This window comes from Micromonospora matsumotoense (assembly GCF_900091525.1).
GTDB lineage: Bacteria > Actinomycetota > Actinomycetes > Mycobacteriales > Micromonosporaceae > Micromonospora > Micromonospora matsumotoensis.
In genome coordinates this window covers 24,714-47,611 of the sequence record NZ_FMCU01000021.1, presented here as the reverse complement: position 1 = coordinate 47,611, position 22,898 = coordinate 24,714, and the positions used below count along the sequence as shown (strand labels likewise).

The 22,898-nt window shown below is 72.7% G+C and carries 22 protein-coding genes; 7 read left to right on the top strand and 15 right to left on the bottom strand.

The annotated features are described in order from the left end of the window. Positions 1 to 19: 19 nt before the first annotated feature. The 6 genes from GA0070216_RS28590 to GA0070216_RS28565 are packed head-to-tail and all read right to left on the bottom strand — an operon-like array spanning position 20 to position 6,129. A complete protein-coding gene (locus GA0070216_RS28590; RefSeq protein ID WP_091252551.1) occupies positions 20 to 1,600 on the bottom strand; it encodes a hypothetical protein in 1,581 nt (526 codons plus the stop codon). Further along, positions 1,600 to 1,956 (bottom strand): YciI family protein, encoded by a 357-nt coding sequence (locus tag GA0070216_RS34815; RefSeq protein WP_091252549.1) that lies wholly within the window; start codon positions 1,954 to 1,956, stop codon positions 1,600 to 1,602. Before GA0070216_RS34815 ends, GA0070216_RS28590 begins: the two co-directional genes overlap by 1 nt. After that, positions 1,953 to 3,275, bottom strand: coding sequence for a helix-turn-helix domain-containing protein (locus tag GA0070216_RS28580; RefSeq protein WP_091252546.1), 1,323 nt, complete (start codon positions 3,273 to 3,275; stop codon positions 1,953 to 1,955). Before GA0070216_RS28580 ends, GA0070216_RS34815 begins: the two co-directional genes overlap by 4 nt. Before the next feature lie 43 nt (positions 3,276 to 3,318). After that, positions 3,319 to 4,224 carry an SDR family NAD(P)-dependent oxidoreductase gene (locus GA0070216_RS28575; protein WP_091252544.1) on the bottom strand — a complete coding sequence of 302 codons (906 nt, stop codon included), beginning with the start codon at positions 4,222 to 4,224 and terminating at the stop codon, positions 3,319 to 3,321. Continuing rightward, a complete protein-coding gene (locus GA0070216_RS28570; RefSeq protein ID WP_091252543.1) occupies positions 4,221 to 5,201 on the bottom strand; it encodes an alpha-ketoacid dehydrogenase subunit beta in 981 nt (326 codons plus the stop codon). Before GA0070216_RS28570 ends, GA0070216_RS28575 begins: the two co-directional genes overlap by 4 nt. Beyond that, positions 5,194 to 6,129, bottom strand: a complete 936-nt coding sequence (locus GA0070216_RS28565) for a thiamine pyrophosphate-dependent dehydrogenase E1 component subunit alpha (protein WP_091252539.1) — start codon at positions 6,127 to 6,129, stop codon at positions 5,194 to 5,196. The genes GA0070216_RS28570 and GA0070216_RS28565 overlap by 8 nt, the downstream gene beginning before the upstream one ends. 131 nt (positions 6,130 to 6,260) lie before the next feature. On the opposite strand from GA0070216_RS28565, the gene GA0070216_RS28560 reads away from it, so the two are divergent. Beyond that, the gene (locus GA0070216_RS28560) at positions 6,261 to 7,391 is read left to right on the top strand and encodes a mandelate racemase/muconate lactonizing enzyme family protein (RefSeq protein WP_091252537.1); all 1,131 of its coding nucleotides are present in this window, start codon (positions 6,261 to 6,263) and stop codon (positions 7,389 to 7,391) included. Positions 7,392 to 7,456: 65 nt separating this feature from the next. Here the strand turns inward: GA0070216_RS28560 and GA0070216_RS28555 are convergent, their stop codons facing one another. Genes GA0070216_RS28555 through GA0070216_RS28530 form a run of 6 tightly spaced genes read right to left on the bottom strand, consistent with a single transcriptional unit; the run spans position 7,457 to position 13,240 of the window. After that, on the bottom strand, positions 7,457 to 7,807 hold the full coding sequence (locus GA0070216_RS28555) for an L-rhamnose mutarotase (RefSeq protein ID WP_141723225.1): 351 nt from the start codon (positions 7,805 to 7,807) through the stop codon (positions 7,457 to 7,459). 28 nt (positions 7,808 to 7,835) lie between these two features. Beyond that, the gene (locus GA0070216_RS28550) at positions 7,836 to 8,669 is read right to left on the bottom strand and encodes a carbohydrate ABC transporter permease (protein WP_091252535.1); all 834 of its coding nucleotides are present in this window, start codon (positions 8,667 to 8,669) and stop codon (positions 7,836 to 7,838) included. Further along, complete coding sequence (locus GA0070216_RS28545; RefSeq protein ID WP_091252532.1) at positions 8,666 to 9,625, bottom strand: carbohydrate ABC transporter permease; 960 nt, start codon at positions 9,623 to 9,625, stop codon at positions 8,666 to 8,668. The genes GA0070216_RS28550 and GA0070216_RS28545 overlap by 4 nt, the downstream gene beginning before the upstream one ends. 60 nt (positions 9,626 to 9,685) lie before the next feature. Continuing rightward, complete coding sequence (locus tag GA0070216_RS28540; RefSeq protein ID WP_245722785.1) at positions 9,686 to 10,981, bottom strand: ABC transporter substrate-binding protein; 1,296 nt, start codon at positions 10,979 to 10,981, stop codon at positions 9,686 to 9,688. A 28-nt stretch (positions 10,982 to 11,009) separates the two neighbouring features. Then, on the bottom strand, positions 11,010 to 11,996 hold the full coding sequence (locus GA0070216_RS28535; RefSeq protein ID WP_091252530.1) for a Gfo/Idh/MocA family protein: 987 nt from the start codon (positions 11,994 to 11,996) through the stop codon (positions 11,010 to 11,012). Then, a complete protein-coding gene (locus GA0070216_RS28530) occupies positions 11,993 to 13,240 on the bottom strand; it encodes a M20 metallopeptidase family protein (protein WP_176739186.1) in 1,248 nt (415 codons plus the stop codon). Before GA0070216_RS28530 ends, GA0070216_RS28535 begins: the two co-directional genes overlap by 4 nt. A gap of 110 nt (positions 13,241 to 13,350) precedes the next feature. On the opposite strand from GA0070216_RS28530, the gene GA0070216_RS28525 reads away from it, so the two are divergent. Next, positions 13,351 to 14,175 carry an amidohydrolase family protein gene (locus tag GA0070216_RS28525; protein ID WP_091252525.1) on the top strand — a complete coding sequence of 275 codons (825 nt, stop codon included), beginning with the start codon at positions 13,351 to 13,353 and terminating at the stop codon, positions 14,173 to 14,175. Between the two features lie 363 nt (positions 14,176 to 14,538). Continuing rightward, positions 14,539 to 15,297 (top strand): META domain-containing protein, encoded by a 759-nt coding sequence (locus GA0070216_RS28520; protein WP_176739185.1) that lies wholly within the window; start codon positions 14,539 to 14,541, stop codon positions 15,295 to 15,297. Positions 15,298 to 15,312: 15 nt separating this feature from the next. Here the strand turns inward: GA0070216_RS28520 and GA0070216_RS28515 are convergent, their stop codons facing one another. Continuing rightward, complete coding sequence (locus tag GA0070216_RS28515; protein WP_091252520.1) at positions 15,313 to 16,809, bottom strand: FAD-dependent oxidoreductase; 1,497 nt, start codon at positions 16,807 to 16,809, stop codon at positions 15,313 to 15,315. A gap of 62 nt (positions 16,810 to 16,871) precedes the next feature. Here GA0070216_RS28515 and GA0070216_RS28510 point away from each other — a divergent pair, with 62 nt between their 5' ends. The 3 genes from GA0070216_RS28510 (at position 16,872) to GA0070216_RS28500 (ending at position 20,086) form a co-directional block, all read left to right on the top strand. Continuing rightward, positions 16,872 to 17,501 (top strand): TetR family transcriptional regulator, encoded by a 630-nt coding sequence (locus GA0070216_RS28510; protein ID WP_091252517.1) that lies wholly within the window; start codon positions 16,872 to 16,874, stop codon positions 17,499 to 17,501. 168 nt (positions 17,502 to 17,669) lie between these two features. Next, positions 17,670 to 19,043 carry a glycoside hydrolase family 43 protein gene (locus GA0070216_RS36265; protein WP_281190473.1) on the top strand — a complete coding sequence of 458 codons (1,374 nt, stop codon included), beginning with the start codon at positions 17,670 to 17,672 and terminating at the stop codon, positions 19,041 to 19,043. Between the two features lie 92 nt (positions 19,044 to 19,135). Beyond that, positions 19,136 to 20,086, top strand: coding sequence for a hypothetical protein (locus tag GA0070216_RS28500; RefSeq protein ID WP_091252513.1), 951 nt, complete (start codon positions 19,136 to 19,138; stop codon positions 20,084 to 20,086). 53 nt (positions 20,087 to 20,139) lie between these two features. On the opposite strand, the gene GA0070216_RS28495 is transcribed toward GA0070216_RS28500, so the two are convergent. Further along, complete coding sequence (locus tag GA0070216_RS28495; protein WP_245722784.1) at positions 20,140 to 20,529, bottom strand: winged helix-turn-helix transcriptional regulator; 390 nt, start codon at positions 20,527 to 20,529, stop codon at positions 20,140 to 20,142. A gap of 134 nt (positions 20,530 to 20,663) precedes the next feature. Between GA0070216_RS28495 and GA0070216_RS28490 the strand changes: the two genes are divergently transcribed. Beyond that, positions 20,664 to 21,317 carry an NAD(P)-dependent oxidoreductase gene (locus GA0070216_RS28490; RefSeq protein ID WP_091252511.1) on the top strand — a complete coding sequence of 218 codons (654 nt, stop codon included), beginning with the start codon at positions 20,664 to 20,666 and terminating at the stop codon, positions 21,315 to 21,317. Positions 21,318 to 21,441: 124 nt separating this feature from the next. Here the strand turns inward: GA0070216_RS28490 and GA0070216_RS28485 are convergent, their stop codons facing one another. Then, positions 21,442 to 22,827, bottom strand: coding sequence for a short-chain fatty acyl-CoA regulator family protein (locus GA0070216_RS28485; RefSeq protein ID WP_176739184.1), 1,386 nt, complete (start codon positions 22,825 to 22,827; stop codon positions 21,442 to 21,444). Positions 22,828 to 22,898: the final 71 nt, after the last annotated feature.

Here is a 22,898-nt window from a genome sequence, read left to right as displayed (position 1 = left end):
GCGGTGGGCCGGACCGGCGTCAGCCGGCCGCGTAGCCGAAGCGCGAGGCCCGCTCGGCGAGCCACAACCACCGGCGCTGCACCTCGCCGCCGGTGGCCGCGACCATGGCGAGAGAGTCGGCGGACACGGCGGCGAGCGTCGCACCGGTCGCCGCCGGGTCGTCGAGCAGGGCTGCGCCGTCGCGGAACGCCTCCGCCTCGGCCGCGCCGCCGAACCGGGGGGCGACCTCGTCGCGCCAGAAGTCGGCCCAGGCCAGCTCCGGGTCCCAGGAGAACCGGGCGTACGCCAGGTAGCTGATCTCGTTGGTCGGGTGGTAATCGGACGGCTCGGCGAAGATGGTCAGGCCCCGCATCCCGGCCGCCCCGGACCGGGTGGCCAGGTCGGCGTACAGCTCGGGGACCCAGGAGTGGCGCTGCCGGTTCCACTGCGATCCGGCGTGGGTGCGCAGCACGTTCGTGGTGTGCGGGAGCCGCTCGACGTGCGCCGCGGTCAACCGGTCCCGCTGGTCGTACCAGAAGCCGCGGTTCACGCAGTACTGGTAGGCCACGTCGTCGGGCAGGTCGGCCAGGGGCTGCTGGGCGTCGAGGTCGAAGATGTTGTCCCAGTACACCTCGACGAGGTGGCGCAGCGGCACCCCGGCCGGGCCGGGCCGCCGGGCGGTCTCCAGCAGCGTCGGATAGACCGACCGCATCGCCTCGTACGACCAGGAGGTGCGCTCGCCGCCGGTCCGGTTGGCGCACCGGGCGCAGGCGCAACTGCCGTAGTCGCCGGTCTCGAAGTTGATCCCGCCGACCGGCAGGGTGTCGAGCAGCCAGTCGATGGCGTCGCGGTGCCAGGCCAGGTTGTCCGGCTGGGACGGGCAGGCGGCCATCATGTACTCGCTGGCCGGGAAGTGCAGGTCACCGAACTCGTCGATGTCGAAGCCGACCTTCCTCGGCAGTTCGGCGGCGAGGTCGGGGCGTTGCCGCAGCCAGGTGGCCAGGTTGTACCGGTGCCGCCCGTCGAAGTAGATGCCGCCGTAGGCGTTGATCCCCACCCCGGCGATGATCCGCACCCCGCGCGCGTTGGCGTAGTCGCACAGGTCGCGGGCCGCCTCGATGCCGCCGTGGGCGTCGCGCAGCAGCCCGTAGACGACGATGCCGCCGATCCGTTCCCGGCTGCAGAAGTCGACCAGCCGGCGGTAGTCGGCGCCGAACGCGTCGGCGGACTTCGCGTACGGGTTGAGCGCCCCGATCTCCTGCTGTCCGAGCTGCCGGGTGTCCCAGTTGGTGGAGTGGTCCCAGGTCCACAGGGTGCGCAGCGGCAGCCCGGGGGCGCTCACCGTGGTGCCCACCGGCAGCCCGTCGGGGGTGGCGGCGGCGACCAGGGCACGGGCGGCGTAGACCAGGCCGGCGAACGGGTCGCCGGTGAGCCGGATCTCGCCCTGCTCCGGCACCTCGACGCGGTGGCCGCCCTCGGGCAGCGCCGGGTCGACGGTGAACCGCACCGGCACCGCGTCGGGGCCACCCTCGCCCCACGCCTCGCGGAGCAGGCCGGCGGCGAACGGGGCGTGCGTGTCCCCGAGCACCCGTACACCGGAAATCTGGCGGAGTGACGACATCATGACCTCCCGGGGGTCGGTGCGGTGGCGGCGAGGAAGTCGACCACGTCGATCGCGGTCCACACCCCGTGCCGCCAGTAGGGATCCTGTTCGAGGTGGGCGCGGGCGGCGGGCGCGTCGGCGGCCCGCAGCACCAGCACCGAGGCGCGCAGGTCGGCGCGCGCCCCGACGACGAGGGCGACGCCATCGACGAGCAGGGCGCGCATGTGCGCCAGGTGTGCGGCCCGGTGCGGTTTCCGCCGGTCGGCGGCGTCGGCGGCGAGGGTGGCGGTGACCAGGTAGGTCGGGGTGAAGCGCAGCTCCCCGCCCGGGTCGCCGTCGGGCCCGTGGGGCCGGGCCGCTCCGGCGGGCGTCACGCGTCGACCCCGATCGCACCGAGCAGTCGCTGCATGGCGACCCGGTAGACGGTCTGCGGGCGGCCCGCGCCGGTGCTGACGTGCACCCCGACCTCCTCCGCGAAGCCGGCCGCGCGCAACGCGTTGAGCAACCGGCGGGCCGAGCGGGCCTCCACCCCGTACGCGTCGGCGAGACCCCGGGCGGTGATCTGGTCCGGGTCCATCTGGTGCAGCGCCTCCAGCAGCCGCCGGGTGGACAGCGGCCCGATCCGTAGCTGCTCGGAGACGCGCAGCATCCCCGGGTCGGTCTCGCGCAGCCGGGGACGCACGGCGGTCTGCCGGCTGGAGTGGACCTCCCCGTCGGGGAACACCACGTGGGTGTCGCCGCTGTGCCGGCCCAGCGCCAGGGCCTTGCGGGCGTTGTCCTCGGCGGCGGCGATGGTGGTGCCGGCACCGAAGCCGACGGCGTGCGCGACATCGACGCCGCGCAGGGTGAGCAGGGAGGCGTGCCCGTCGCGGTGCCGGGCCAGCGCACTCTCCACGGTGCCCCGGGTGGTGGTGATCAGCATGGTCCGGTCGTCGACGGTGGCCAGCCGGCCGCGCATCCGCTCGGCGTGTTCCAGCAGCGCCTCGCGGACCCGGAGCCGCTGCCGTTCGGCCTGGTAAGGGTCCTGCGCCCGGTTCGTCGGCGTACCCAGGTCGACCATCATGACCGCGATCTGGGTCGCCCGGGACTGGCGTACCTCGGCGGCGAGCCAGGCCCGACGCAGCGCGTCGCGGACGGAGGCGCGGGTGTGCTCGACACGCCACACCGGCACCCCGCTGTCGGCGAGGTCCCGGTGCACCGCGCCGAGACAGGTCAGGCACGCCTCGACCGCGCCGGAGGCGTACCGCTCCCGGTGGTAGGCGGTGATCTCGTCGAGGCCGGCGAAGAGCAGCCCGGACGAGTCGGCGATGGGCAGGATCTCGGTGGGCGGGTCGACCTCGATGTCGTGGTAGGTCTCCCGGACGATCTCCGCCTCGATGGTGTCGACGCTGACCCGGGGCAGCCGTCCGCCGGTGGCCAGCAGCATCCGCGACAGCGTCCGGTAGAGGTCGATGCCGGCGTGCGGGACGAAGTCGATCTCCGCCCGCAACTCCCCGGTGGCGTTGGCGAAGGCGTAGGGGATGCGCCCGGTGAACAGCAGCACCTGGCACATCTCGTCCAGCTCGCGGGCCAGGTCGGGAGCCTGCTCCGGGCGGGTGTACGCGCGGGTGGTGACCGCCTCCGCGCGGCCCTCCCCGGCCGCCACCTCCCGGACGAGCCGGACCGAGTCCTCCGGGCCGATGATGCCGATCACAATGCCTCCACGTGGTGTGCCGCTGCCCTGGTGGGTGGGGTGCTCAGCCGGTCCAGACCGTGCCGGCGAGGCCGGCGCTGGCCGGCGACGCCAGCAGGACCAGCACCGAGGCGACGTCCTCGGGGCGACCCAGCGTGGCCTCGACGGCGGCGATCCGGTCACCGCCCGTGCCGTTGGCCCGCGCCTCGTCCAGCGACCGTCGCATCAGCGGTGTGTCGATGTCGCCGGGGCAGAGCGCGTGCACCCGGATCCCCTGTGGACCGAGCTGGCGGGCCAGGGTGAGCGCCAGACCGTGCAACCCTCCCTTGCTCGCGCCGTAGGGTACCGAGCCGGAGCCGGTCTGCACGCCCGCCTTCGACCCGACCAGCACGAGCACCCCACCGTCGGGGCGCAGGTGCCGGGCGGCGTGCTTGGCGACCAGGAAGGGCCCGGTGAGGTTGACGGCGATCACCTGAGCCCAGAGCGCGACCGGCACGTCCCGCACGTCCAGGCCCTGACCGCGCATCACCCCCGCGACGTGCAGCACCGCGTCGATCCCGCCCAGGTCGGCGGCGGCGGCGTCGAGCGCCCCGGCGACCTCGGCCTCGACGGTGACGTCCACGCCCCGGGCCCAGGCCCACGCCCCGGCGGCGCGGGCCTGGGCGGCGGCGGAGTCCGCGCCGGCGGTGTCGGCGTCGAGCACGGCGACCGCCGCGCCGGCGGCCGCGGCGGCGGCGACGGCGGCCCGGCCGATGCCGGACGCGCCTCCGACGACGACCACCCGCCGGCCGGCGAGCAGACCGGCGGGCGCGCCGCCGCCGGTGCCGGCCGGCGGGGTCCCGCCGTGCTGGCCCGCACCGGCCGGCGTGCTTGCGTCGCCTCCGCCGGCACCGGTGGGCGGGACTGCGTCGCCGGCAGCGGCGGGCGGGACTGCGTCGCCGGCACCGGTGGGCGGGACCGTGTCGTTCACGCCCGGACCGTCCGGCGGACGGCCTCGGCGACGGTGGCCGCTTCGGGCACCACCACCGCCTGGAGGGCAGGTGCGGCGGGCATCGGCACGTCCGGGGTGGCCACCCGGGCGATCGGGGCGCGCAGGTCGGCGAAGCACTCGGCGGCGGCCCGGGCGGCGATCTCCGCGCCGAACCCGCCGGTCAGGTTCGCCTCGTGCGCGACGACCAGCCGGCCGGTGCGGGCGATCGACGCGGCGACGGTGTCGAAGTCGAGCGGGTTGAGCCAGCGCAGATCGACTACCTCGACGTCGACGCCCTCCTCGGCCAGGGTGCCGGCGGCGTCGAGGGCCGCCGACACCATCCGGGACCAGGCCACCACGGTGACGTCGGCGCCGGGTCGGACCACCCGGGCCCCGCCGACGGGCTCGACCGGCGCGTCGGTGCGCACCGGGCCCCGGGTCGGATAGAGCATCCGGGCCTCGGCGACCACCACCGGATCGTCGCTGACCACGGCGGTCCGCAGCATCTGGTACGCGTCGTCCGGGGTGGCCGGCAGCGCGACCCGCAGCCCGGGGGTGTGCGCGAAGTACGCCTCCGGCGAGTGCGAGTGCTGGGCGCACGCCCCGGGGGAGTAGCCCTGCTGCATCCGGATCACCAGCGGGGCCTTCCACCGCCCGGCGCTGGAGTAGTGGACGGTGGCGATCTGGTTGACGATCTGGTCCATCGCGACGAACGAGAAGTCGGCGTACATGATCTCGGCGATCGGCCGCAGCCCGGTCATCGCCGCGCCGAGGGCCATGCCGAGGAAGCCGGTCTCGGAGATCGGGGTGTCGAAGATCCGCTCGGAGCCGAACCGCTTGTGCAGCCCCTTGGTCGCGCCGAACGGCCCACCGGGCAGTGCGACGTCCTCGCCGAAGTAGATGGTGTCGGTCCGGCTGTCCAGGGCCCAGGTGAGGGCGGCGTTGACGGCCTGGATGTAGCGCAGCGACTCAGACATAGACGTGCTCCTCGGCGGTCGCCGGGTCCGGGTACGGCACGGCGCGGGCGGCGGTGACGGCGGTCTCGATTTCGGCGGACACCTCGGCGTCGATGGCATCGAGCCGGGCGGTCAGGTCGGCGTCGGCGGCCCGGCGGATGCGGGCCAGCGGTTCGCGTTCCCGGGCGGCGGCGATCTCGCCGGTCGGGCGGTAGTGCTGCGCGTCGCCGCTGTAGTGGCCGACGAGCCGTTCGGTCATCGCCTCCACGATGGACGGCCCGGAGCCCTCCCGGGCCCGGTCCACGGCCTCGGTGACCGCCTCGGCGACGGCGTCGGGGTCGTTGCCGTCGACCACCCGGCCGGGCAGGCCGTAGCCGGCGGCCCGCTCGGCGAGTTGCCGCACGCGCACCATGTCGGAGATCCGGGACATCTCGGAGTAGACGTTGTTCTCCACCACCAGCACCAGGGGGAGGTCGAGCACGGCGGCCAGGTTGAGCGCCTCGTGCACGTTGCCCTGGTTCATCGCGCCGTCGCCGATGGTCACCACCGACACCGCCCCGCTGCCGGTGCGCTGTGCGGTGAGCGCCGCACCGGTGGCGATCGGCACCCCGGCGCCCACGATGGAGTTCTCGCCGACGAACCAGCGCCCCGGGTCGGACAGGTACGGCGAGGCCGCGCGTCCGCCGCAGAGCGCCGAGTCGCGTCCCATCATCTCGGCGAACAGGCCGGTCAGGTCGACCCCCCGGGCGATCGCCCAGCCGTGACCCCGGTAGGTGGCGGTGACGTGGTCGCCGTCGCGCAGTGCCCGGCACGCGCCGACCGGGACGGCCTCCTGGCCGTTGCACAGGTGGATCGAGCCCGGGATCTCGCCAGCGTCCTTGAGGGCGGTCAGCCGCTCCTCGAACCGGCGGATCCGGGCCATCAGCCGATAGTCGTCGAGCTGCCCCATCACACCCCCAGAGATAATTGAGCCCTATTCCGGCTCGTTGGTTGAGGAGCCTAGACCAGCAGTCCAAGGCTATGGAAGAGTGCACAAGCAAGTTTGTGGCCGTTATTGGTCTCTAATTTGGGGGAGTCGGCATGGAGATCGCCGAGGTGGAGTCGGTCGTGCGCGGGGACGCGCACTTCGTCCAGCTACGCACGTCCGACGGGTCGACCGGGGTGGGCCAGTCCGCCTGCTGGGGCTACCCCGGCGCGGTGCACGCCGTGGTGGAGACCTTCCGGCCGTACCTGCTCGGGGCCGACCCGAACCGGATCGAACACCACTGGCACCACCTCTACCGGATGGGTCCCTTCCGGGGCTCGGTGCTCTCCGCCGCCGTCTCGGCCGTCGACCTGGCGCTGTGGGACCTGCTGGGCAAGCGGCTCGGGGTGCCGGTGTGGCAGCTGCTCGGCGGCCGGGTGCGTGACCGGATCCGGCTGCACCTGCTGCTGCCGGGCACCGGTGCCCAGCCCCTCGCCGATCAGGCCGCCGCCGCGGCGGCGGACGGCTTCACCGCGGTGAAGTTCGACCCGCTGCCGGCGGATCACGGCGACCTGTCCCAGGCCCGGCTGGTGGCCGAGACGGAGGCCACCACGGCCGCCGTCCGCGACGCCGTCGGCCCGGACGTCGACCTGCTGATCGAGCTGCACCGCAAGCTCACCCCGTTGCAGGCGCAGGCGGTGGTGCCGGCGCTGGCCCGGCACCTGCCGCTGCTGGTCGAGGACCCGATCCAGATCGACAGCGTGAGCAGCCAGGCCGAGGTGGGGCGGCGGGCGCCGCAGGTGCCGATGGCCAACGGGGAACGGCTGCACACCATCTGGGAGTTCAAGGAGCTGCTGGCGCAGGCCGGCGCCCAGTACGTCCGGCCCGACGTCGGGCTGGCCGGCGGGCTCAGCCACGCCCGGAAGATCGCCGCGCTGGCCGAGGCGTACCACGCGGCCGTGGTCACCCACAACTGCCTGGGCCCGCTGCTCACCATGGCCTCGGTGCAACTCGACACGGTCATCCCGAACTTCGTCACCCAGGAGTACTCGCCGTTGGACGACCAGCTCGCCGACGGCCCGGCGCGGGCCTGCGTCCGACGGGAGGGCGGGTTCCTGCCGGTGCCGCAGGAGCCGGGCCTGGGCGTGACCCTCGACCTCACCGACACCCGGCCGCTGGACCTGACCGGCCGGCCGGTGACCCGCATCCCGCTGCGTGCCGACGGATCGGTGGCGTACGCGGTCTGACGGCGGGCACCGCGACGGCCCGGTGGGGACCTCCCCACCGGGCCGTCGCGGCATGGTCGCCCCCGTCACGGCGGCGGCTGCCCCGGATGGTGGAACACCGGGTACGCCCACAGCGGCTCGCCGTCGGCGTCGGCGATCTCGGCGAACAGGCCCGCCAGCGACGCCGTCCAGCGGGCCTGCACCGGCGAGGCGGCGGTGACCGCGCGGGAGTCGGCGACACCCCTGCGGGTCCGCAGCACACAGATCAGCAGCAGGTCGTGCCGGTAGATGTGGTAGTCGTAGATGCCCGCCTCGTCGAGCAGCACGGACAGCTCCGGCCACACCCGGGCGTGCCGCCGCTCGTACTCGGCCTCCGCGCCGGGGCGCAGCCGGTAGAGGTGGCACACCTGCACGCCCGGCCCGGCCGCCCCGCTCACCGACCCTCCCGTGGGGCCCGACCGGTCGTCACTTGCCGGAGCCGGCGAGCGCGCCGGAGACGAGTTGCCGCTGGAAGACCAGGTAGACGATCAGCACCGGCAGCAGCGCCACGATCAGACCGGCGCTGACCAGCGGCACCGACACGTCGTACTGGCCGCTGAGCAGGGAGACGCCGACCATCAGCGTCTTGCTGTCCGAGCCGCCCATGATGACCAGTGGCAGCAGCAGGTCGTTCCACATCCAGACGAAGTTGAAGATGGCCAGCGCCGCGATGGCCGGGGTGGCGATCGGAGCGAGCAGCCGGAACAGGATGGTCAGGTGCCCCGCGCCGTCGACCCGGGCCGCCTCGATCAGCTCGTCGGGCACCTGCTGGAAGTAGCCGGCGAGCTGGTAGGTGCCCAACGGCAGCCCGAACGCCGCGTACGCCAGGATCAGGCCCTGGTACTGGCCGGACATGCCCAGGTCCAGCACCGTCTGGTAGAGCGGGTAGATGATCGCCTGGCTGGGGATGGTCAGCGTCACGATGATCAGCAGGAAGACGGCCTTCCCGCCCCGGAACCGCAGCTTGGTCACCGCGTACGCGACCAGCAGGGCGGCGAGCACCGACAGCACCAGCCCGCCGAGCGTGGTGATCAGCGAGTTGAGCAGCAGCCGGGGCATGTCCATCCGGCGGAACGCCTCCAGGTAGTTCTCCAGGGTGATCCCGGCCGGCAGGCCCAGCGGGTCGTCGGCGAAACCGGACTGGGTCTTCACCGAGCTGACCACGGTGAACAGCAGCGGGTAGATCGCCGCGACGGCGACGACGACCAACGCGAACGTCAACAGGTAGCGCCCGGTCCGGGCGAAGTGGCGCGGGTTCATCGCGGCTTCCGGGTCCCCTCGGTGAACATGTGCCGGACGCTGAAGATCGACAGCACGGCGACGAAGACGAACAGGGCGATGCCGATGGCCGAGCCGTAGCCGCGGTCCAGGAACTGGAAGGTGGTGAGGAAGACCAGGTACTCGGGGAGCATGGTGGCGTCCCCCGGGCCGCCCTGGGTCAGCGCGTAGATCAGCGGGAACAGCCAGATCAGCACGCCGGAGGCGCAGAGCACGCTCCAGTACGCCACCGTCGGGCGCAGCATCGGCACGACCACCGACCACAGCCGCCGGAAGAACCCGGCCCCGTCCAGGTAGGCCGCCTCCAGGTTCTCCTCCGGGATGGTGGCCAGGCCGGCGAGGTAGGTCATCACCCCGAGCCCGAAGAAGCTCCACAGGGCGACCGCCACCAGCGAGAACAACGCGCTGTAGCGGCCATTGAGCCATTCCAGCGCCAACGGGTCCAGCCCGACGAAGCGCAGCAGGGCGTTCAACGGCCCGTCGGGGGCGAGGATCTGCCGGAACATGATGCCGACCACGATCGGCGCGATGGTGTACGGCACGAAGTAGACCGCCCGGAAGAACTTCCACCCCGGCGACCGCTGGTGGATCAGCAGCGCCAGGATCAGCGGGAGCACGATCCACACCGGCAGGGTGGCCACCACCAGCAGCGCGTTGCGGAAGCTGGTGAGCACCATCGGGTCGTCGAACATCCGGGTGTAGTTGTCCGCCCCGGCGAACTCGCTGCCACCGAACCCGCTGGACGACTCGAAGCTGGTGAGCACCCCCCGTACCAGCGGCACCAGCTTGAACAGCACGGCCAGGACCAGGGCGGGGAGCACCAGCGCGGCACCGAGCCACCACTCCCGGGCCCGCCCGGGGCGGGGCGGCCGGCGGGCCGGCGCGGGCGGGGCGTCGGTGCCCACCGGGTCCGACACCGGCGCGGTGGAGATGGTCATCAGGGTTCCTCCCCCGGGTCGGCCGGGCGGGGCGACGTCACGTCGCCCCGCCCGGGGCGGCTACTTGCCCTGCTTCTTGGTGGGACTGCGCTCCAGCGCCTGTTGCATCTGGTCGGCCCACTTGTCCACGCTGAGCTGGCCGAGTGTGACCTGCTGCCAACCCCGGGCCAGGGCGTCGGCCTCCGGGCCGGAGAGCATCACCCCGGCGTGCAGGGTCGGCTGGGCGACCAGTTCCTGGATCTTGAGGAAGGCCGGCGACGACGGCAGCAGCGCCTTGTCGACGGTCTTGTTCAGCGGCTGGCCCTTGCCGTACTTCACCCAGAGTTCGCCGTTCTCCTTGCCGGCGAGCCAGCTGATGAACTCCAGACCGGCCTGCTTCTTCTCACTCCACTGGGTGACCCCGTAGACCGCGCCCTCGATGCCGGAGAACTTGCCTGCGAGCGGCGCGGCCGGGTTGATCGTCGGCCACCGGGTGACGCCGAGCTTGTCGTCGCCGAGGGCCTTGCCGAACGCCTCCCAGTTCACCGCGTCGGAGATGATGGTGCCGGCGAACGCGGCGTCGCCGCGCTGGAAGATGTCCGCGCCGTCGGGGAGCATGGTGATCGACGGGGCGTTCTTGTTGGCCCAGCCCTTGGTGGTGATCTCGGCCAGCTTGCCCAGCACCGCCACCAGCTTCGGGTCCTTCCAGGACAGCGTGCCGGCGAGCAGCGCCCGGATGTCGTCCTCGCTGAGGTAGTTGCGGGCGATCTCCGGGAAGTCCCAGTAGGCGGGGAAGGTGCCGGACAGGCCGAGCGCCAGGCAGGTCTTGCCGGCCTTCTTCACCGCCTCGCAGGCGGCCCCGAACTCGTCCCAGGTGGCCGGGGGCTGCTCCGGGTCCAACCCGGCGGCGGTCAGGACGGCCTTGTTGTAGTACAGGACGTTGCCCTGGTAGGAGAAGGGCACCCCGTAGCACGGCTTGCCGGTGTCGAAGCCCTCACAGGCCCCGCTGTAGGTGACCAGGTCCTTGGTGATCTCGGCGGCCTTGTCGCCCAGCGGGACGTACGCCCCACGCCTGTCGAACAGCTCCAGCCCGGCGTTGTTGGCCATCACGTCCGGCCCCGACTGCGAGGTGATGTACGGGCCCTGCACCTCGGGGTACTTGTCGAACGGGACGGACTGCATCTCCAGCTTGATGCCCTGGTGGCCGGCCTCGAAGCTGGTCTTGACCTGCTTCCAGTACTCGACGCCGCCCGGCTCCCAGGTCAGCACCTTGAGGGTGACCGGGCCGTCGGCGGCGTCGTCGCCACCGCATGCGGTCAGTAGGGCGGCGGCGGCCATGCCGGCGGCGAGGACGCCGGCCAATCTCCGTCGAAACATCGGTTAGCTCCTGTCACAAGTGGGGGGCTCAGGGGAGTCGGCGGACCGCGCCGCCGGTGGCGGCGCTGTCGACCACGGCCTCGGCGACCTGCACCACGTGCAGTCCGTCGGCGAGCGGGACGACCGCCGTCGGCGCGGTGCCGTCGATCCGGCCGAGGAAGTGCCGCAGTTCGGCGGCGAGCGCGCCGCCGCCGTCGGCGGGGGACAACAGCCAGTCCGGCGCCTCGGTCGGCTCGCGCTGGACGAGCAGCGTGGGGTGGCCGAGGTCGACGTGCGCGACCCCGTCGGTGCCGTACACCTCGACCAGGTCCGAGGTGTGGTGGGGGGTGCTCTCGGGAAGCAGATAGCTGTTGCGGATCGACGACACCACGTCGTTTGCGTGTCGCAGCTCCGCCCACACCAGGACCGGGGTGGCCGATCCGGGTCGGGTCCGGGCCGCCGCGCGGACCTCGACCACTGGCGCTCCGGCATACCAGAGGGCCAGGTCGATGTCGTGTACGGCGGTGAGCAGCGCGGGGTGTTCGCGCGGGAAGAGCCGGCTCAGGGTGCGGGGCCGGTCACGGCGGGACGACACGGCGAGCACGTCGCCGAGCCGTCCGGCGCGGATCGCGTCGTGCAGGGCCCGGTGCGGTGGACTGTGCCGCAGGAGGTGCCCCGGCTGGCAGAGCACCCCGGTGCGCTCGGCGGTGGCGACGATGGCGGCGGCGTCGGCGACTGTGGTGGCGAGCGGCTTCTCCACCAGCACCGGCACCCCGGCGTCGAGCAGCGCGACGGCCACCGCCCGGTGCGCCGGGCCGGGCACGCAGACCGAGGCGGCGTCCGGCGTCGCGTCGGCGAGCAGGTCGGCCACGTCGGCGTACGCCTGCGGCACCTGGTACTCGGCGGCCACCCGGGCGCGGGTCGCGGCGTCCGGCTCGACCAGGGCGCGCACCGGCACGCCGAGCGACCGGTACGCGGCCAGGTGCCGGACCCCGAACGCCCCGGCCCCGATCACGGCGACCGACGGGCGGCTCATGCTCCGACCGCCTCGACGGCGTCGGCCCGGTCACCCGTGCCGGGCCGGCCGGCCCCGGCGTCCCCGTGACCGTCGGGGGCGGTCAGTCGGCCGTCGAGCACCGCCCGGGTGAGCCGTTCCAGGGCGGCCACCCCGACGCCGAGGCAGCGTTCGTCGACGTCGAAGGCGCCGGAGTGCAGCGGTGCGCCGCCCCGTTCGCCGGTGACGCCGAGCTTGACGTACAGGCTGGGGCCCAGCGCGGCGAGCAGCGCGAAGTCGTCAGTGGTCAGTGGGGGCTCGGTCAGGTCGGCCAGCTCGACCACCCCGGGCAGTTCGGTGCGGGCGAGCGCCACCAGGGCTGCCGCGTTGCGGACCGGGGGCATCTCGTTGGCCCAGGTGAACCGCAGGCCGAGGTCGAGCGCGGCGGCCTGTTGCCGGGCGATCCGCTCGATGACCTCCTTGAGCCGGGCGCGGGTGGCCTCGTCGTGGGTGCGCAGCGTGCCGGTCGCCTCGGCCCGCTCGGCGACCTGGCTCTGGCTGGCCCCGCCGGCGATCGTGCCGATGTTGAAGGCCACCAGCTCGTGCGGGTTGCGGGAGCGGGCCACCCCGGCGTGCAGCAGGTTGACGATGCCGGCGAGGCCGAGGATGGCGTCGCGGCCCAGGGCCGGGGTGGCGGCGTGCGCGGCCCGGCCGAACACCTCGAACCGGAAGGCGTCCTTGGCCGCCATCGCAGTCACCCGGTCCACGCCGACCGTCCCGACCGGCAGGTCGGGCCAGCAGTGCAGGCCGAGGACGGCGTCGAAGCGCCGGTCGCGTAGGGCTTCGTCGGCGAGCACCGCGGCGGCGCCGGAGGCCGCGCCGAACGGGATCTCCTCGGCCGGCTGGAACAGCACGGTCACCGAGCCCCGGGCGGGCGGGTCGGCCGCGAGCCGGGCCACGACGCCGGCCATCACGGTCATGTGCACGTCGTGTCCGCAGGCGTGGCAGACGCCCGGGTTGCCGGACGCCCAGGGCACCTGCTTGGCGTCCTGCACCGGATAGGCGTCCATATCGGCCCGAAGCAGCACCGAGGGTCCGTTGGTACGTCCTTCGATCTCCGCGAGCAGGCCGGTGCCGGCGACACCGGGGCGCACCCGGGCGAGGGGAGTGAGCCGTTCGGCAAGGGTGGCGGCGGTCTGCTCTTCAGTGAACCGCAGCTCGGGGTGCTGGTGGAGCTGCCGGCGCAGCCGTACCAGATCGTCAACATCCTCGTGTGCCTGCACCACGCGGTCCACTCCTCGCCTACGTCCGATAATCCGGACCTAATTGAGACAAGAACCTAAGCGAGGGGTCCTCCCGCGTCAATGGGCAGCTCAGAATCGGTTAGGGTCCGGCCATGGAACGCGCCGACGCCCACCTGCACCTGTTCGCCGACGGTTATCCCGGTCGTTACGGAAGGTCACCGGCCGGGGGTGACGAACTCGCCGTCTACCGGACGTTGCGCCGCGAACACGGCATCGCGCGGGCGCTGGTGGTCGGCTACGAGGGCGGGCCGGAGTTCACCGGCAACAACCGGCACCTGGCCCGGCTCGCGGCCGCGCACGACTGGATCGCCCCGCTGGCCTACGTTCCGGTCACCGGCGTCGACCGGGCCGGACTGGACCGGTTCCGGGCGGCGGGGTTCGTCGGCATCGCGGCGTACCTGCCGGACCCGGCCTCGGCGGACGCGTTCGCCGGCTGGCTGGCGCTGGTCGCCGGGGCGCTCAACGACGCGGCGACGGTGCTCAGCCTCAACGCCGCGCCCGAGGCGGCCGGGCGGCTCGGCCGGGCCCTCGCCACCCTCGACGGGTGCCCGGTGCTGTTCAGCCACCTCGGGCTGCCGGGCCGGCAGTCGACCGTCCCGGGCCCGCAGGTCGCCGCCGATCGGCTCGCCCCGCTGACCGACCTGGCCCGGCTGCCGCACGTCGGGGTCAAGGTCTCCGGCCTGTACGCCGTCAGCGACCCCGCCGACGGCTACCCGCACGCCGCCGCCCGACCCTTCGTCGACCTGCTGCTGCACCGCTTCGGCGCGCGGCGGCTCTACTGGGGTTCGGACTTCGCCCCCAGCCTCGACCACGTGTCGTTCGCGCAGACCCTGCACCCGGTCGGGCTGGACGGGCTCTCCGCCGCCGAGGCGGCCGACGTGTTCGGCGGCAACCTGTGTCGCGCCCTGCGCCGCTGAGCGGTCGGGCACGGCACGGGAGCGAGACCGACCGGCCCGGTCGACCGGATCGGCCCGACCCCGTGGAGCCCGCGTGTCCGGTCGGTGCCATCACTCATCGATCGACGACTCCTGGCTCGCCTCCATCGACGGGCAGGCCGGATGCACTAGTCGATGATTACGAACGCAATCCGTATCACATGCGATGTCCACGAAGCGCCGGATCGCCGGTGCCCCGCCGGTCGACGTGCGGAATGCGCTCTCCGCGTCGGTGCTCGACCGGACCGGGTCGGTCGGGTCGGGGTGGGTGTCGGGGTCGCCCGCGGGCGGCCGCCGTCGCGGCGTCACTCGGCGGTAGGGGATGGCCCGAGTCATCATGGGGTCATGAATACATTGACGAATTCCATTGTCTTGGCGGTGCTGGCGGTCGGCACCGCGGTGCTTCCCGGCACGGAACCCGGGTTCGAGGAGGACCGCACGTTCCAGTCGGTGGCGGTGACCCAGGGCGGCCAGCCTCGCCCGCTGCTGCCGGGCACGGTGATCCGGCTGCGGATCACCGACGGGAGCCTGCGCGCCCAGGCCGGTGGGAACCTCGTCTCCGGCCGGGTCGACACCGGGGACGCCCGCCTGGTCGTCACCGGCCAACGCACCACCGACCTGTCGTACAGCCCCGAGCAGCGGGCCCAGGACACCTGGTGGGGGCAGTTCCTCGGGGCCGGCCCGCAGTGGGCCCGGACCGGCGACGAACTGCTGCTGTGGATCGACGGCACGCAGATCCGGCTGGCCGCCGTACCGGAAGCCGACCGGCCGCTGGCGCAGACGTACTGGCTGGTGGAGTCGACCTCCCGGCCGGGGACGGCACCGGTCCCGGCGGGTGTGCACGCGCACCTGGTGTTCCACGGTGGCGCGGTGACCGGCGGGCTGGCCTGCAACTGGCTCGACGGCGGGGCGGCGGTGGACGAGGGAACCGTCCTGGTGTCCGGCCTGGGCCTCACCAAGCGCATGTGCCGGGAGGCGGACATCAGGCTGGAGATCGCCGTCTTCGACGTGCTCGACGGCGCGGTGGCCGCCGACCTCGACGTCGACCGGCTGGAGTTGACCGACGCCGACGGCAACCGGCTGCACCTGGGCGCCGCGTTCTGAGCGAGGCCGGCGGCCCTACAGGCAGCGGAGGTACCCGGCCACTCCTGCCGTGTCCGTGGGGTCGGTGACCAGCCCGAGATAGCCGTCCGGGCGGACCAGGACCAGGGCGTCGGTGCCGTACCCGGCCGTCACGTGCCCGTCGTGGTCCAGGAGGCCGCCCGGTCCGACCGGGTACGACCGGACGATGCCGGGCGCGACGTCGGCGAGCGCCCCGGTGCCGCGCTCGCCCAGGCCGAGCAGGGTGAAGTGCGGTCCACGGAAGAGGTCGAAGAGGCGCGTCGGCGCGCCGGTGGCGTCGTGTAGCGGTGCGTCCGGTGCCCGGTCGCCCGGTCGGGGCCCGGTGCGTCGGCCGGTGCTCTGCGGGGACAGCCGGCTCCACGGGTACCGCAGCGAGAGTTGGGTGAGTTCGGGCGTGGCGACGGCGTTCACGCCGCCCCCCTTCTCCCTGATGGCGTCGAGGACGGTGGCGAGCCGTTGCGAGGTGATGTCGAGTAGCCGGGCCGCAATCGGCAGCCGTTCCTCCTCGTACGTGTCGAGCAGGCGTGAGGTGGCGTTGCCGGCGAGTACGAAGCCCAGTTTCCAGCCGAGGTTGTAGGCGTCCTGGATGCCGGTGTTCATGCCGAGGCCGCCGGCGATCGGGTGGACGTGCGCCGCGTCTCCGGCGAGGAACACGCGGCCCACCCGGAGCCGGTCGACCATGCGGACGTTGACCCGGTAGGTGGAGCTCCAGGCCAGATTGTGCAGTCGCACCCCCGGGACGCCGGCGAACCGGTCGAAGGTCCGCTGGAACCGTTCCAGGGTCGGTGCCAGCGGTGCGCCGTCCCGGTCGAGTTCGGGGGACGCCTGCACCTGGAAGGCGTTGGTGCCGGGGAGTGGGCAGAGCATGATTCCGCCGGTGCCGGTGAACCACTGGTGCCAGGCGTCGCGGCCGAGCCCGTCGACCTCGACGTCGCCGACGGCCATCAGGGGGAGGTCCGGCGTCTCGCCGTGCAGCCGCAGGCCGAGTGCGCTACGGACGGTGCTGTGGCCGCCGTCGCAGCCGACCAGGTATCGCGCCTGGAGTGGGGTGCCGCCGATTCTGGCGGTCACGCCGTCGGCATGTTGGTGGAGGTCGTGCAGTTCGGTGCCCCGTTCGACGGCGACACCGAAGTCGGCCAGCCGTTCGCGCAGGATCTGCTCCACCCGCCACTGCGGGATCAGCAGGCCGGTCGGATACGGGACGTCGGGCGTGGGCACCTGTCCGGCCTCGGGGTCGACCTCGGCGATCACTTCTGTGCCGTGGTATTTGCGATGCGGCAGGTGGGTGGTCCCGGAGGTCAGCACCCGGTCGATCACCGCGAGGTCGTCCAGCACCTCCAGACTGCGCGGGCTCAGTCCCTTACCGCGTGAACCGTGGGGGAACTCCGGTGCCCGGTCGACGATGCGGACGGCGACGCCGCGCCGGGCGAGATCAACTGCGAGCGTCAGGCCGGTCGGACCGGCACCCACCACGAGGACATCCGTCAGCGACATGGCTCCATAAAAACCTTACTGGGTTAAAAAAGCAACCCGGTAAAGGATGTTACCTTGGCCAAGTGGTAGAACCGACCGGCCTGCGGGCCCGCAAGAAGGCGCGGACCCACGACGCGATCGCCGACGTGGCGATCACGCTGTTCCTGGCGCACGGCTTCGACCAGGTCTCGGTCAACGACATCGCCGCGGCGGCCGAGGTCTCCAAGCCGACCCTCTTCCGGTACTTCGCCACCAAAGAGGATCTGGTGCTGCACCGGTTCGCGGATCACCACGGGGAGTCAGCGCGGGTCGTGCGGGAGCGTCCGGCCGGCGTGACGCCGCTGACCGCGCTGCACCGGCACTTCCGGGCCGGTCTCGACCGCCACGACCCGGTCACCGGCCTCAACGACCACCCCGAGGTGGTGGCGTTCCACCGGTTGGTGTTCACCACGGCGAGCCTGGCGGGACGGCTGGCGCGCTACCTGATCGAGGACGAGGAGGTGCTGGCCGCCGCCCTCGGTCCGGGCATCGAGGCGCGACTGCGGGCGGCCCAGGTGCTCGCCGTCCACCGGGTGCTCGCCCGGGCCAACTGGCAGAAGATTGCCGACGGGCGAACCGCCCGTCAGGTCCACCCCGAGGCCGTCGCCGACGCCGACCGGGCCTTCGCCCAACTGCGGTCGGGCGTCGACGACACCACCCGGGACGGCCCGTAGGGCGGTTCGGGGTGGGGACAACCCACAGGTCCACAGTGACGGCCCGGCGACGCCGGGTCCGAGCGGATGCGGATTCGCGGACCGTGTTAACACTTGACGTCATCGATGTTAGCGATAACGTACGGGGGTCAGTGCCGCCCTGCCACCCGCCACCCCCGAGGTGACCCGTTGAAGCGTCGTGCCCTGCTGTCCGCCACCGGTGCCGCCCTCGCCGGAGCGACCCTGCTCCGCCCCACCAGCGCCGCTGCCGCCCCCGGTGACGGCTACGTCATGGCGTACTTCACCGAGTCGCCGAGCATGACCGCCGCCAACTACGGCCTTCACCTCGCCGTCAGCACCGACGGCCTGAACTGGACCCCGCTGCACCAGAACCGCCCTGTCGCCACCCCGACGCTGGGCAGCCGGGGCCTGCGCGACCCGTTCATCCTGCGCAAGCAGAACGGCGGTTTCGTGGTGCTCGCCACCGACCTCAACGGCACCGACTGGAACTACCAGAGCCAGTACCTGCACGTCTGGGACTCCACCGACCTGCGCACCTTCACCGGCTACCGGCTGCTGAAGGTGCACTCGCTGGCCACCCACGCCTGGGCGCCCGAGGCATACTGGGACGCCGGGCGCGGGCAGTACGCGGTCGTCTACTCCGCCGTCACCGGCGGCCGCAACGTGCTGATGGTGAACTACACCGGCGACTTCGTGACCGCCTCCGCCCCGCAGACGTTCTTCGACCCCGGCTACGACGCCATCGACGGCAGCTTCGTCAGCGTCAACGGGGTCAACTACATGTACTTCAAGAACAACACGAACAGCACCCTGCTCGGCACCCGCTCCTCCACCCTCAACCCGGGCAGCTTCAGCATCCACACCGCCGCCGTCAGCCCCGGCCGGGGCGTCGAGGCCCCGCAGATCGTCAAGTCCCACACCGCGAACACCTGGTACCTGTGGGGCGACACGTGGAGCCCCAACGGCCGGTTCTTCTGCTGGCAGACCAGCAACGTGGCCGGCGGTGCGTGGAGCCTGCTCAACGACCGGTCGTACACCCAGCCGCTGAACTCCAAGCATCCGGGGATCGCCCCGGTGACGTCGGCGGAGCTGACCGCGCTCACCGCCGCGTGGGGGCTGCCGGCGTGGAACCGGCTGAAGTCGTACAACTTCCCGGACCGCTACGTGCGGCACGGCGATAACGTCGGGCGCATCGACGTGTACCCGTTCGAGCCGTACCAGGACCAGCTCTGGACCCTGGTGCCGGGTCTGGCCGACGCGGCCGGGGTGTCGTTCCGCTCGGTGAACTATCCGGACCGGTACCTGCGCCACTACAACTACGCGATCCGGTTGGCGGCCAACGACGGCACGAGCGCGTTCCGGGCCGACGCCACGTTCTACCGGACGGCCGGCTTCGCGGACGCCTCGTGGACGTCGTTCCGCTCGTACAACTATCCCGACCGGTACCTGCGCCACTACGACTACCTGCTGCGCATCGACCCGGTCACCAGTGGGTCGCCGACGGCCGACAAGCAGGACGCCACCTTCCGGATCGGATACTGACCGCACCGGGGCAGCGGACGAGGAGGCCGCCCCGGGGTAGCGGACGGGAGGTCGCCCGCCGGTGCCGGCGCGGGCGGCCCTATCCTGGCGCGATGCCGTACGCCGATCTCCGCGTCGACCAGTGGAACGACCTGTCCGAGGAGGCCGCCGGTCGGCTGGCCCGGGAGATCGCGGCGCGGCACGACCTGTCCGTGGTGGCCCTGCGGGACAGCGGCTACGCGGGACGGCCGCACCGGACGGCGTTGTTCGACCGGGGCGGGCTGCGGTTCGCGCTGGTGCCCGGCGGCCGGCCGACGCTCGGCTACGACGCGGCCCGGTTCCGCCCCGGCGCAAGCCAGGCGGCCAGCTACGCCGACAGCGCCGAGGAGTACGGCCTGCCGCCGCTGACCGAGCACGTCGACGCGATGACCTCGCCGGTGCGCGACGTCGACCTGCCGGCGATGCTGGTCGCGGTGGCGGCGTTCGACCCCGGCGAGATGCCGGTGCCACCGGACGACCCCCGGGTCGGTGAACTCGTCGCGTCGATCGGCCACCGGGGCGACGGGGCGAGCACCGTGCGCTCCGCCGACGGGCTGACCGTCACGCTCGACCGTACCGGCCGGGTGATCCGGGCCGTGGTGGTCGAGGAGGTCGACCACCACGAGGCGATGGCCGCCCTCGCCGATCTCGGCCTGCGGACCGCCACCCCGGACGAGTGGGAGTGGGCCTGCGGCGCGGGCGCGACCACCCTGTTCCGCTGGGGCGACGACAGCCCCGACGACGGCTACCCGGTCGAGCACTCGACCGGGGCGCACCGGACGCCGAACCGGTGGGGGTTGGCGATCGGCCAGGACTCCTACCGGTACGAGGTGACGACCGAGCCGACGGTGGTGTGCGGCGGCGACGGCGGTGTCGCCACCTGCGGCGGCAGCGGCTTCTTCCTGGGCTGGCTCACCCTCGCGACCGCCTACCGCGACGGGGACTTCGGCCGGTGGCTCGCCTCCGACGACGGGTACGCCGACGAGACCCTGACCCGGCCCGTGATCAGCCTGGGTCGACGGTAGTGGATGTGTTGCTCTGCGCGGCAGACACCGTGATGCGATATGAGAGTTCCTGGTCAACCCATTGCTGACCGGTCCCGTCGGGAGAGTGCGCGGTCGTATGCCTCCTGTGCGTCGAGCATCTCGGCCAGGTGGTTCTGCGCCCACTCCACGGCCAGCTCGATAGCGGGCAACAGGGTCCGGCCCAGCTCGGTGAGGCCATAGTGGACGCTGCGGGGCGGGCCGGGCTGCTCCATCCGGATGACGAAGCCGTCCCGCTCCAGGCCGCGTAGCGCCGCCGTCAGCACCTTCGCCGTGACCGGGCCGATCTGGTGCCGGATGTCGGAGTAGCGCGTCGGCTGCTCCGCCAGTAGGGAGATCACCATCGCCGTCCACTTGTCGCCGATGTGGATCGGCGCGATGCCGGACGGGCAGACCGGATCGAAGCGTGAGGTGGGGTCCGTCACCGGTCCAGCCTAACGAGGTTTCCCGGAGGAAACCTCGGTGCTCGTTACCGTGGCACGCCGGTGCTGCGGTGCGGGCGTACGGCCCGTACGCGCGGGCGGCACCGGGACATCGGCATCGTGAGAAGGGACGACCAGTGACCAAGATCGTAGTGTTCGGCGCAGGCGGCAGGGCGGGCCGGGCGATCGTGGCCGAGGCAGCCAACCGTGGGCACGAGGTCGTCGCGGTCGTCCGCGACACCGTCAGGTACGCCGACCTCGCCGGCTCCGGCGTCGAGGTGGTCGCGGGCGACGTCACCGAGCAGTCGCAGGTCGCCGCCCTGGTCAAGGGCGCGGGCGCGGTGGTGAACGCGGTCGCCCCCGGTGCCGGGGACACCATGGGGACGTTCTTCACCGCCGCCGCGAGCGCGCTCGTCGACGCCGTCGCCGAGACCGGCGGGGGCCGCCTGGTCGCCATCGGTCTGTCGGCCTACCTCGACGCCGCGCCCGGCGTCCGGGTCATGGACACCCCCGAGTTCCCGGCACAGTTCCAGGACTTCGCCCAGGCCCACGCGGCGGCACTGAACGTGCTGCGGGAGGCGCCGGCGGCGGTCGAGTGGTCGGTGGTGGTGCCGGCGATGGAGTTCGACCCGGAGGGCGACCGGACCGGGACGTACCGCACGGGCGACGCCGGCGTGCTGACCGATGCCGACGGCACCAGCCGCATCTCCTACCGAGACTTCGCCATCGCCGTGCTCGACGAGGCCGAGCGGGGCGGACACCCGCGCACGCACTTCGCCGTCGGCTACTGAAAGGGATGGCGTCCATGAGCACCTGCCGCCGGGGTTGACCTAGCTTCCGACAGAGATCAGAGAACTCGGCTACACCGGCAGCCTGAACCTGCCCGCCCCACCTCGTGACGCCCGTCCGCCGGGGTCAGCCCTTCAACGGGTACGGGATGAAGGTGCTGCGGTTCTCGTCCAGGTCGAGCCGGCCGCTGATCGGCGCGGCGGCCCGCTGCGGGCAGGTCATCCGCTCACAGGTCTTGCAGCCGGGTCCGATCGACGTGACGGCGTCGGCGGCGTACAGGTCGATCCCGGTGGAGTATACCAGCCGGTCGGCGTGCCGGGTCTCGCAGCCGAGCCCGATCGCATAGACCTTGCCGGGTTGGTTGTAGCCGCCGTGGTGCCGGGTGATGGTGCGGGCGATCCACAGGTAGCGCTGCCCGTCGGGCATCGCGGCGACCTGCACCACCACCCGGCCGGGCGCGCTGAACGCCTCGTACACGTTCCACAGGGGACAGGTGCCGCCGGTGAGCGAGAACGGGAAGCCGGTGGCGGACTGGCGTTTGGACAGGTTGCCGGCCCGGTCGACCCGGACGAACGAGAACGGCACCCCGCGCGCCCGGGGCCGTTGCAGCGTGCTGAGCCGGTGGCAGACGGTTTCCCAGCCCATGGTGAAGTGCTGGGTGAGCAGGTCGATGTCGTACCGGTGCTGCTCGGCGGCCGCCAGGAACGGCTCGTAGGGCAAAATCAGCGCGGCGGCGAAGTAGTTGGCCAGGCCGACCCGGGTGAGGATCTGGGTCTGCGGGTCGTCGAACCGTTCCTCCTCCACGATCTCGTCGATCACGTCGGCGTACTCCAGCAGGGCGATCTGCGCCGCCATCCGCATGGCCTCCTGCCCGGCCCGCAGCGACGTCGACAGGTGCAGGGTGCGGGTCTGCGGCCGGTAGCGGTGCAGCTCGTCGCCGAGCAGGGTGGCGTCGTCGCGGCGGACCTGCACGCCGTGCCGCTGGGCGAGCCGGTCCTGCAACGTGGCGCGCACCTCACCGCGGCGCATCCCGATCGTCGCCGCCAGCCGCTCCGCCGCCTCGTCCAGATCCGGCACGTAGTTCTGCCGCCGGTAGAAGAACTCGGTCACCCGGTCGTGCGGGCTGCGCCCGACCGTCTCCCGGTCGCCCAGCAGCTCGGCGAGCTGCTCGTCGGCCTGCCGGTAGCGGCGGTGCAGGTCGAGCACGGCCTCCGCGACCTCGGGCAACCGGGTGGCGAGTTCGGTGAGGTCGGCGACGCCCGGCCGGCCCGGCAGCGCCTCGCGTAGCCCGGCGACCAGCCGTGGGGTGTCCCGGGGGGCGAACACGGTGGGATCGACGCCGAACACCTCGGTGATGCGCATGAGCACCGGCACGGTCAGCGGACGCGTGTCGTGCTCGATCTGGTTGAGGTAGCTCGGTGAGATGTTGAGCAGCCGGGCCAGCCGGGACTGGCTCAGCGCGCGGTCCTCGCGCATCCGGCGCAGTCGGGCACCCGCAAAGGTCTTGCTCACCACACTCACCTCCCCGCTGCTCTTTCGGCAGCCCAGCACCCTTGGCAGAGTGCGAATATACCTGTTCACAA